This window comes from Microbacterium sp. LWO12-1.2, from assembly GCF_040675875.1.
Lineage (GTDB): Bacteria > Actinomycetota > Actinomycetes > Actinomycetales > Microbacteriaceae > Microbacterium.
Genome location: NZ_JBEGII010000002.1, coordinates 1 through 9,212 on the forward strand (window position 1 = coordinate 1; position 9,212 = coordinate 9,212).

The following is a 9,212-nucleotide window of genomic DNA, read 5'->3' on the forward strand; positions in this document are numbered from 1 at the left end:
TGTCGGCACGGAGCACCACCGAGATGCGGATCTCGGAGGTCGAGATCATCTCGATGTTGATCCCGCCGGCGGACAGCGCCTCGAACAGCGTCGCCGAGACGCCGGAATGCGTGCGCATGCCGGCACCGACGACGGAGAGCTTGCCGATCTGGTCGTCGTGCACGAGGTTCTGGAAACCGACCTCGGTCTGCTCGGCGGCCAGCGCCTTGAGCGCGGCTGCGGCGTCTGCCTTCGGGACCGTGAAGGAGATGTCGGTGCGTCGCGTGGATGCCGCCGACACGTTCTGCACGATCATGTCGACGTTCGCGCCCGACTTCGCGACGATCTTGAAGATCTCTGCGGCCTTGCCCGGAACATCCGGCACGCCCGCGACCGTGATCTTCGCGTGGCTGAAGTCGGTGGCGACTCCGGCGACGATCGGTTCTTCCATGGCTGCTGCTCCCTCGGCTTCGCGAGGGTTCTTCATACCCTCGCCCAGAACGTAAGTACCCTCGGCCGACGAGAACGTCGACCGGGCGTGGATGAGCACGCCGTGACGGCGCGCGTACTCGACGGCGCGGATGTAGAGCACCTTGGCTCCGTTGGCGGCGAGCTCGAGCATCTCCTCGCTGCTGACGTGATCGAGCTTCTGCGCTCGCGGGATCACGCGCGGATCGGCGGTGAAGATGCCGTCGACGTCGCTGTAGATCTCGCAGACGTCGGCGTCGAGCGCCGCGGCCAGCGCGACGGCGGTCGTGTCGGAGCCGCCCCGGCCGAGCGTGGTGATGTCTCGGGTGTCGCGGTTGAATCCCTGGAACCCGGCGACGATGACGATCGCGCCCTCGTCGAGCGCCTCGCGGAGACGGACCGGGTCACATCGACGATCCGGGCCGATCCGTGCTTCGAGTCCGTGATCATGCCGGCCTGACTGCCGGTGAACGAGCGCGCTTCGAAGCCCATCGAGTGGATGGCCATGGCCAGCAGCGCCATCGAGATGCGCTCACCACTGGAGAGCAGCATGTCGAGCTCGCGCGGCGCCGGAATCGGGGCCACCTCGTTCGCGAGGTCGAGCAGCTCGTCTGTGGTGTCGCCCATCGCACTGACCGCGACGACCACATCATGGCCGGCGCGGCGGGTGTCGACGATGCGCTTGGCGACGCGCTTGATGCTCTCTGCGTCGGCGACAGAGGAGCCGCCGTACTTCTGCACGATGAGGGCCACGTTCACTCCCGGGGGTGTCGGGCGGATCCGCCCACGCACATTCTACGTTCGACGCATATGCCGTGCTGTGCATGTGACGTCTGCATGCCAGAGCCTCGGCGTCTGCGGGGGACGAAGAAAGCCGCGTCCACGGGCCCGGGACGACCACCCGCGTCCCCTCCCCCTCGGCAGGGGTCAAAGACGGTCGCATTCGCGGGCCAGAGGCGACCTCCCGCGCCCCCTCGACCGGGGCCCGGTTCCACAGGCTACCCGCGAGCCGGACCCCGTCAGGGGGCGGGGATCGGCGCCGGCTCGGGTGACGCTGCGGGGCGGAGACGCCCGCCGGTGCCCGCGAACCAGCACCCGATGATGATCAGGGGGAAGCCGATGACCAGGCCGAGCGTCAGGGGCTCGGCGAGGACGATCGCGCCGAGGATGATCGCGACCACCGGGTTGACGTAGGTGAACAGCGGCGCGCGCACCGGGCCGACCTCACGGATGAGCGCGAAGAATGCGAGGAACGCGACGGCCGTGCAGATGACGGCCAGTGCCAGCAGCGCCAGAGCGGAGGTCACGGTCGGCAGGCGGTGCTGCGTGAGGAGACCGAGCGGCAGATAGAGGATGCCGATCATCAGCAGTGAGAGGGTGATCGTGCCGAGCGAGGGCACGTCGGCGAGTTTGCGCGCGACGATGAACGGCGCGATCGCGTAGAGCACCGCGACCAGCAGCACCTCGCCCGCGGCCAGCAGGCTCATCTCGCCGCCGAACAGCCCAGGGCCGGCGACCACGATCGCGACGCCGACGAATCCGATGACGAGTCCGATCGCGCGAGCGGGGCGGAGCACGCCGCGATCACCGCCACCGAGGGCGATGAGTGCAGCGAAAAGCGGCACGGTAGCGACGAGCAGCCCGGTCAGGCCGGACGGCAGCGTCATCTCGGCATGGCCGAGCAGCACGAAGGGACCGGCCATCTCGATCAAGCCGAAGGCGAGCACCCATGGCCAGTGCTTCAGAGCGGCGCGCAGCGCGCCGTTGCGGATCGCGAACGGCAGCAGCAGCAGCGCGGCGATGAGAGTTCGGCCGGCGACGATCGCCGGTGGCGAGATCGACTCCACGGCGATGCTGATGAACAGGTAGGGCACGCCCCAGAGCAGGGCCATCGCCCCGAAGAGGAGCCAGCCGCGGCGTGTGAAACCGGAGTGCGCGGTCACTGCGCCACCGCGGCGGGCCCCGTCGGGCTCAGCAATAGACCCACGTTCACAGCACGCGCCGCCCTTCGAAGGCTCGCCCGAGAGTGACTTCGTCGGCGTACTCGAGATCGCCGCCGACCGGGAGGCCGGAGGCCAACCGAGAAACGGTGATCTGCATCGTGGTGAGCAGACGGCTGAGATAGCTCGCCGTCGCCTCGCCTTCGAGGTTCGGGTTGGTGGCGAGGATGACTTCCTGCACCGTGCCGTCGGCGAGGCGCGTCATCAGCTGGGCGATGCGCAGATCATCGGGGCCGATTCCGGCGATCGGACTGATCACGCCGCCGAGCACGTGGTACAGCCCCCGGAACTCACGGGTGCGTTCGATCGCCGCGACGTCTTTCGCGTCTTCGACCACGCAGATCAGAGCCGGGTTGCGTCGCGGATCGCGGCAGATCGCGCAGCGCTCCTGCTCGGCGACGTTTCCGCAGATCTCGCAGAAGCGCACCCGGATGCGCACCTCGGTGAGCAGTTCGGACAACCGGGCGACGTCGAACGTCGGAGTCTGCAGGATGTGGAACGCGATGCGCTGCGCGGACTTCGGGCCGATGCCGGGGAGGCGCCCGAACTCGTCGATGAGTTCCTGAACGATGCCGTCGTACATCAGGCGAACCTCGTCGGCGGCTCGTAGGGCTCTTCGCGCACGAACGTGGCGCCGAGCACCTGGCGGATCACGGCCTCGCCGTAGCGCTGCACGCCACCGGCGACCGGGCTGCGGTCGGAGATGACCGGCGCCGGCCTGGCCGGCTGCACCTGCCGAGCGGGCGGTGCGTCCTGAGTGGGCGCCTGTGCTGCCGCTGGTCGGGCAGGCGCGGCCTGTGTCGACGCCGGCGGCTCGTAGGAGGGGTCGTATGGCGGCTCGTCGTCGAAGTACGGCACGTCATCGTCGCCCGGAAGCGGCGGCTCATCGGAGTCGATCGCGCCGTCGACCGGCGAGGGGACAGCGGATGCGGCGGCCTCGACCTCGGCCGGCTCCTCGTCGACGGGCAGCTGCGGCGCCGGGGGTGCCACGGTGACCGGAGCTTCGACGGTGGTCGGGATCGGGGCGACCGCCCATTCCGTCACCGACGGCGCCGACGCGCCGCGGGACTGCGGTCGGGATGACGAAGCGGATGCCGCAGACGGCCTTCCCGCGGAGTCGGAGTCCCTCGCTTCGGGAGCATTCCCCGCCTCGGCATTCGCAGCAGCGGTTGAACCGGTGGATCCGGCTGCCCCGGTGGAACCGACTCTCGCAGGCTCCGAAGCATCAGCGGAACCCGCATCGCCCTGAGGGCGTGCCGTCGGCGTGTCGGCAGAGCCCTGACGAGCCGCGGCCCCGGTCGGAAGCGGCGCCGGCAGATACTTCACGCGCACGCCCAGTTCCTGCTCGATCGCCGTGCGCAGGTGATCGGACGGACCGGATCCGGGGACCGAACCCTTGAACTTCGCGACGTCATGCTGACTGGTGAACCCCAGCGTAAGCACTTCGGAGTCGGTGCCGTACGCCAACGGCTGCACGGCGGTGGCGAGCAGCCACGATGTGCGACTGATGCTCTCCAGCCGGGTGAGCACCGCGGGCCAGACGGCGGTGACCCGCTCGTACGTGACCGGCCCGGTCGGGACGGAGGTCGCCGCAGCGGGGGCCTCGGTCGGCGCATCCGCCGGATAGCTGTGTTCTGTCTCGCTCGCTGCAGTCGTCGGCGTGCTGACCGCGGGGGCTGACGGCGCCGAGGAGACCGGGGATGCGGGCGCCGCCGACACAGCCGGGGCCGGGACTGCCCGCTGCGTCACCGGAGCCGGAGCCTGCTGAACCGCCGCATCGGCAGTGGCGCCGGCATCCGCTGTTCCTGCGCTGGCGAGCACGCGAGCGACCATGAGTTCGAGGTGGAGGCGCGGCGAGGTCGCCCCGGACATGTCGTCGAGGGCGGCGCTGACGAGGTCGGCGGTTCGAGACAGCCGTGCCGCACCGAACGCGGACGCCTGCGCCCGCATCCGCTCCAGCACGTCCTCGGTGATGCCGCGGAGCACCGCCGATGCGCCGGGGCCTACGGCCGCGATGACGATGAGGTCGCGCAGCCGCTCGAGCAGGTCGTCGACGAAGCGCCGCGGGTCCTGCCCGGTCTGCACCACTCGGTCGATCGCCGGGAAGGCAGCAGCCGCGTCTGCGGCCGCGAGAGCGTCGACGATCTCGTCAAGCAGTGCCGCGTGCGTATAGCCGAGCAGCGCCACCGCGCGCTCGTAGCCGACCGTGACGGTCGCCGACCCGGCCGGCGCGTCCGAGCCGGCGATGAGCTGATCGAGCAGCGACAACGTGTCTCGCGGCGATCCGCCACCGGCGCGGACGACGAGCGGCAGCACGCCCTGTTCGACGATCACGCCCTCTTCGCCGCAGAGCTTCGCGACGTACTCGAGCATGGCCGCCGGAGGCACCAGCCGGAACGGATAGTGGTGGGTGCGCGAACGGATGGTGCCGAGCACCTTCTCGGGCTCGGTCGTCGCGAAGATGAACTTCACGTGCTCCGGCGGCTCTTCCACCAGCTTGAGGAGCGCATTGAACCCCTGCGGGGTCACCATGTGCGCCTCGTCGAGGATGAAGATCTTGTAGCGATCGCGACTGGGGGCGAACGTCGCACGCTCGCGGAGGTCTCTCGCGTCATCGACGCCATTGTGGCTGGCGGCGTCGATCTCGACCACGTCGAGCGATCCCCCACCGGCACGGGAAAGCTCCACACAGCTCGGGCAGGTTCCGCATGGCACGTCGGTCGGGCCCTCGGCGCAGTTCAGACAGCGGGCGAGAATACGCGCAGACGTCGTCTTTCCGCATCCGCGTGGACCGGAGAAGAGGTAGGCATGCCCGACCCGGTCGCCGCGGAGTGCGGTCATCAGCGGCTCGGTCACCTGCGACTGCCCGATCATCTCGCCGAAGGATTCGGGCCGGTAGCGGCGGTAGAGGGCTGTGGTCACCACAACAGCCTACGGCGTGCCGGGGACACTGCGGTGGGCTCCGTTCGTCGCACCGCAGTGTCCGGCCCGTCAGTCGATCTGTTGGATGATCGGGATCGCCGTCGTGATCACCGGAACGGATGCCGAGAGCTGCGTCCCGTCGTCCCGTCGCGCGCCGGCGAAACGGCGCAGCGTCGGCCGTCCGGGGATCAGCGGTCCCTGATCCGCGAGAGCGACGAGGGCATCGGCTCCGACCGATGCCGTGTACGCAACACCGCGTACCGTGAACTCGACCGGTTGTCCCGCTCGCACCTCGACACGCAGTTCGTCGCGTGTCACCGTGATCTGCAGCACCGCCCCCTGCCATTGCATCGGGAACGACAGCGATGGCCAGTCCGCCGGAAGGCGCGGGTCGAAGCTGAGCTCGCCCGCGTGATCCCGCATCCCGCCGAAGCCGGACACCAGCGCCGTCCACACGCCGCCGGCCGACGCCACGTGCACGCCGTCGGCCGCGTTGTGGTGCAGATCTCCGAGGTCGACGAAGATCGACTGCGCGAAGTACTCCTTGGCGAGATCCTGGTAGCCGACCTCCGCCGCCAGGATCGACTGCACCACCGCGGACAGCGTGGAATCGCCGGTGGTCAGCGGATCGTAGTACTCGAAGTCGGCGAGTTTCTCGTCGGGGGTGAAGTGGTTGCCCTGTAGGAACAGCGCGAGCACCACGTCGGCCTGCTTGAGCACCTGGAACCGGTAGATCACCAGCGGGTGGAAGTGCAGCAGCAGCGGATGCTGCTCCTTCGGAGTGTGCTCCAGATCCCAGAGCTCGCGTTCCAGGAACAGCGAGTCCTGCGGATGGATGCCGAGGCTCTCGCTGAACGGGATGAACATGGCCTCGGCGGCGCGGTCCCAGGCATCCGGCTCCTCCGGCGCCACATCGGTGCGATCCACCAGCGCGGCGTACGCGGCCGGGTCGTTCTCGGCGATCTCCCGCACCACCCGTGCGGCATAGCGGAGGTTGTACCGCGCCATGACGTTCGTGAAGAGGTTGTCGTTGACGACCGTCGTGTACTCGTCAGGACCGGTGACGCCGTGGATGTGGAAGGTCTCGATGCCTTCGTTGGTGCGCCAGAACCCGAGCGTCGCCCACAGCCGCGCGGTCTCCACCGCGATGTCGGCGCCCTCCCGCCGGAGGAACTCCTCATCACCGGTCGCACGGACGTACTTGCCGAGCGCGAAGCTCACGTCGGCGTTGATGTGGTACTGCGCGGTGCCGGCCGCGTAGTACGCGGAGGCCTCCTCGCCGTTGATGGTCCGCCACGGGAAGAGCGCTCCGGCCTCGTTCAGCTGCGCGGCGCGACGGCGCGCGGCTGGAAGCATCAGGACACGGGCACGCAGGGCGTTCCTGGCCCACTGCGGCGAGGTGTAGGTGAGGAACGGGAGCACATAGATCTCGGTGTCCCAGAAGTAGTGGCCGCTGTAGCCGGAGCCGGACAGCCCCTTGGCCGGCACGCCGTTGCCGTCGGCGCGCGCCGACGCCTGGGCGAGCTGCAGGAGGCACCAGCGGGTGGCCTGCTGCAGGTCGTCGTGACCGCCGATCTGCACATCGCTGCGCTCCCAGAACGCCGCCAGCCAGTCGGCCTGCTTGCGGAACTGCGCCTCGACGCCCTCCACCGCCGCCCGGTCGAGCGTGCGACGGCAACGGTCGACGAGCTCACGAGCCGGCACGCCGCGGGATGTGTGATAGCTGACGAGCTTCGTGAGCCGAATCGGGATGCCTGCCTTGGCCTGCACCCGGAACACGTTCTTGGCGGTGTCCGCCTCACTGAGCTGGCGGGCGCTGTACTCGTTGTCCGTCTCGATGACGTGGTCGGCGACGACCGCGACGGTCATCCCCGAGTCGGCGACCTCGTACGAGAGGACGGAGCGCAGTCCGTCCTGCCAGTACTCCTCCGGCTCCAGCACGCGGTTGGCGATGCGCTCCGCCTTGCGCGGATCGAATCCGGTCTTCTGCGCCGCAGCCGGAGTGCCGGAGTAGACACCGGCGCCGTCCTGACGGTTCAGCAGCTGGCAGCTGATCGTGACCGGCGCGTCGGAATTCTCCACGACGACCTCGAGCCGCAGGATCGCCAGATGCCGCTCCTCGAAGCTGACGAGGCGCTCATCCCTGATGCGCACGCGCTTGCCGGACGGCGTCTCCCAGACCACGAGCCGCTCCAGCACGCCGGTGCGCATGTCGAGGGTGCGCCGGTACTCGCGCACATCCGCCTCGTCGAACGAGATGGGTTCGTCATCGACGTACACCCGCATGAGTTTTGGGGCCGTCCGGCGCGTTGACGATTCGTCTGACCGACCTCGGCGAAACCCGTAGGCCTGCTCGGCGTGGCCGGATCGGCCAGGTCTCGTGCAGCCCGTTGATGAACGTGCCGTGCTCGTGCGCTCCAACGGCCCTCGATGTGGTTGCCGCGCAGGCCGAGATAGCCGTTGCCTACGGAGTAACAGCGTCTCGCGACGCCTCCTCGGAATAGCGCGTCTCGATGAGGACGCCACGGTCGACGGAGGAAGTGGTCGCGGTCGATCATGGCGGTCCTCCGTGGGTTCGGTGATGAGCTGGGCGAGGTCGTCGACGATACAGGTTGGCGCCGGCGGCGCGCAGGGCGTCAGCGGCCCGCTCCCCTGTCGACGCCGACGAAGTGGCGAATCCGGCGGCGGCAGCGGATGCCGCCCCCGAGGTCGCATCCTCGACGGCGACCGCTCGTTGCCGGGTCGACACCGAGAGCACGCGCGCCCTCGCGAAACATGTCAGGGGCGGGCTTGGATGCCAGGCCGTCCCGCTCGGCGACGACCCGTCCACCACGACGGTGAAGAAGTCGCGGATGCCGGCGGCGGCGAGCACCTCTTCGGCGTTCTTCGAGCTCGACACGACGCCGAGAGGCAGCCCGGCGGCGCGCAGAGACTCGATCAGGGCGAGAGAGCCGGGGAACGGTGCGATACCGGTAGCTGCGGAGGGATGCCGCGAAGGCGGCGTTCTTGCGATTGCCGATGCCGCAGATGGTCTCGGCTTCGGGCGGATCCTCGATCTCACCCCACGGCACTCGATGTTGCGACTGTGCAGCAGGCTCGCGACGCCGTCATAGCGCTTCTTGCCGTCAACGAAGTCGAAGTAGTCGGCATCGGTGTACGGCGGCTCGATGTGTTCCAGCGTGCGAAGACCTCGTCGAAGACCGTCTTCCACGCGCTCATGTGGACCTCGGCGGTGGGCGTCAGCACGCCGTCGAGATCAGAAGAGCACGCCGGCCGCGGTCAGCAAGTCAGGCAGGGTTTCGGGCACGAGAACCTCCGGGAGAAGGGCGAGGGTACGGCACCCTCGGCGTGCCTCCGTGGCCAGCGTAGTAGTGCGGGCTCGGCATCCAGGCTAACCCCCGCGCCGGGGCTCAGAGCAGTTCAGCGTCTGGCGGGCGATCTGCAGCTCTCGTTCGTCGGACGTACGAGGACGACGACGGAGGAGGCGTCGGTGGAGATGCGCGGACTGCCCCGCTCGCGGGCCTCGTTCGGGCGGCATCGATCTCGATACCAGCGAAGCCCAGCGTCGACATCGATTCCGCGCGCACACCGCGCGGCGTTCTCCCCGACCCCTGCCGTGAACGAGATGACATCCACGCCGCCGAGTTGCGCGATGTACGCCCCGGCGTAGGCGCGCAGTCGGTGGATGTAGACATCGAACGCGAGTGTCGATGCCGCCTCACCCGCGTCCACCCCGGCGAGGATGGTCCCGCATGTCGCTGTGTCCGGCGAGCCCCAGCAGACCTGCTGTGCTGTTGAGCAGGGTGTCGCGATCGTCGATCGTGTAACCGGCGGTCCTGGCGA

5 protein-coding genes and 2 pseudogenes are annotated in these 9,212 nt (G+C 69.1%); all 7 read right to left on the minus strand.

What is annotated here, in order from left to right:
- Window positions 1-1,239, minus strand: a pseudogene (locus MRBLWO12_RS19375) (aspartate kinase); the annotation flags it as partial.
- A gap of 227 nt (window positions 1,240-1,466) precedes the next feature.
- Window positions 1,467-2,390: a DMT family transporter gene (locus MRBLWO12_RS19380; RefSeq protein WP_341973856.1), complete on the minus strand. Its 924-nt coding sequence runs from the start codon at window positions 2,388-2,390 to the stop codon at window positions 1,467-1,469.
- A 46-nt stretch (window positions 2,391-2,436) separates the two neighbouring features.
- A complete protein-coding gene (gene recR, locus MRBLWO12_RS19385; RefSeq protein WP_102191756.1) occupies window positions 2,437-3,030 on the minus strand; it encodes a recombination mediator RecR in 594 nt (197 codons plus the stop codon).
- Window positions 3,030-5,369, minus strand: a complete 2,340-nt coding sequence (locus MRBLWO12_RS19390) for a DNA polymerase III subunit gamma and tau (RefSeq protein ID WP_341973855.1) — start codon at window positions 5,367-5,369, stop codon at window positions 3,030-3,032. The genes recR and MRBLWO12_RS19390 overlap by 1 nt, the downstream gene beginning before the upstream one ends.
- A gap of 69 nt (window positions 5,370-5,438) precedes the next feature.
- Window positions 5,439-7,927 (minus strand): annotated as a pseudogene (locus MRBLWO12_RS19395) (glycoside hydrolase family 65 protein).
- The gene (locus MRBLWO12_RS19400; protein ID WP_363558690.1) at window positions 7,924-8,580 is read right to left on the minus strand and encodes an HAD family hydrolase; all 657 of its coding nucleotides are present in this window, start codon (window positions 8,578-8,580) and stop codon (window positions 7,924-7,926) included. The pseudogene MRBLWO12_RS19395 and the gene MRBLWO12_RS19400 overlap by 4 nt, the downstream one beginning before the upstream one ends.
- Before the next feature lie 209 nt (window positions 8,581-8,789).
- On the minus strand, window positions 8,790-9,101 hold the full coding sequence (locus MRBLWO12_RS19405; protein WP_363558692.1) for a hypothetical protein: 312 nt from the start codon (window positions 9,099-9,101) through the stop codon (window positions 8,790-8,792).
- Between the last annotated feature and the right edge of the window lie 111 nt (window positions 9,102-9,212).

Bases quoted from the DNA above. Each gene is read 5' to 3' on its own strand.
- recR (WP_102191756.1), bottom strand. From the start codon at position 3,030: ATGTACGACGGCATCGTTCAGGAACTCATCGACGAGTTCGGGCGCCTC.